The sequence below is a fragment of the Shewanella sp. c952 genome (assembly GCF_019654975.1).
In the GTDB taxonomy this organism is placed as follows: domain Bacteria; phylum Pseudomonadota; class Gammaproteobacteria; order Enterobacterales; family Shewanellaceae; genus Shewanella.
In genome coordinates, this window is the sequence record NZ_BPEW01000091.1 from 1 (window position 1) to 765 (window position 765).

Below are 765 nucleotides of genomic sequence, written 5' to 3' on the forward strand. Positions count from 1 at the left end.
GGGGGGGGGGGAAAGAAGAAGAAGGAAGAAGAGAGAAGGAGGAGGAGAGGGGGAGAGGAGAGGGGGAGAAGAGAAAGGAGAGAAGAGAGGGGAAAGAAGGGGGGAAAGAAAAGAAAAAAAAAAAAAAAAAAGAAGGGGTGGAAGAAAAAGGAAGAAAGGGGGAAGAGGAGAAAAGAGGGGGGAGAGAAAAAGAGGGGGGGGAGAAGAAGGGAAGGGGAAGTGGAAGATAATAAAATAAAAGAGGGGGTAAATAGGAGAAAGAGTGAAATAAGAAAAAAAGAAATAGAGTAAAGAGGGGAGGGGGGAGGGAGAAGGGAAAAGAAAAGAGGAAAAAGGGAGGGAGAGGGGAAGAGAAGAAGAGGGCGGGAGGAGGGCAAGAGACGGGGGGGGCGGCGCACAGGGGAAGGCCGAGACCGGGCCACGCAGCAGCAGGGAGCCGAGCCAGCGGAAGGGGAGGGGAGGGAGGAAAGGGAAGGAAGGGGGGAAAGAAAGAAGAGGAGGGAGAAAAAAGGAGGGAAGGGAGGGAAGAGGGGGGAAAGGGAAAGAAAAAGGAAGAGGGAGAAGAGGGGGAGAAGGGAAGAAAAGGGGAGAAGAAAGAGGAAGGGAGGAGGGAGAGGAGAAAGGAGAGGAGAAAGAAGGGAGGGAAAGGAGAAAAGAAGGGGGAAAGGGGGGGGAAGAGGGGGAAAGAAAGAGGAAGAGAAAGGAGAGGGAGAGGGGGGGAGAAAGGGGGAGGAGAGGGAAGAAAGGAAAAAAGAAAAAGGAAAG

At 52.9% G+C, this 765-nt stretch carries 1 protein-coding gene; it reads left to right on the forward strand.

Features of this window, described 5'->3' with window-relative positions; all coding sequences use genetic code 11:
- The coding region (locus K5R16_RS21985; RefSeq protein WP_220740535.1) for a hypothetical protein at positions 1 to 291 on the forward strand (291 nt) is incomplete at its 5' end.
- Between the last annotated feature and the right edge of the window lie 474 nt (positions 292 to 765).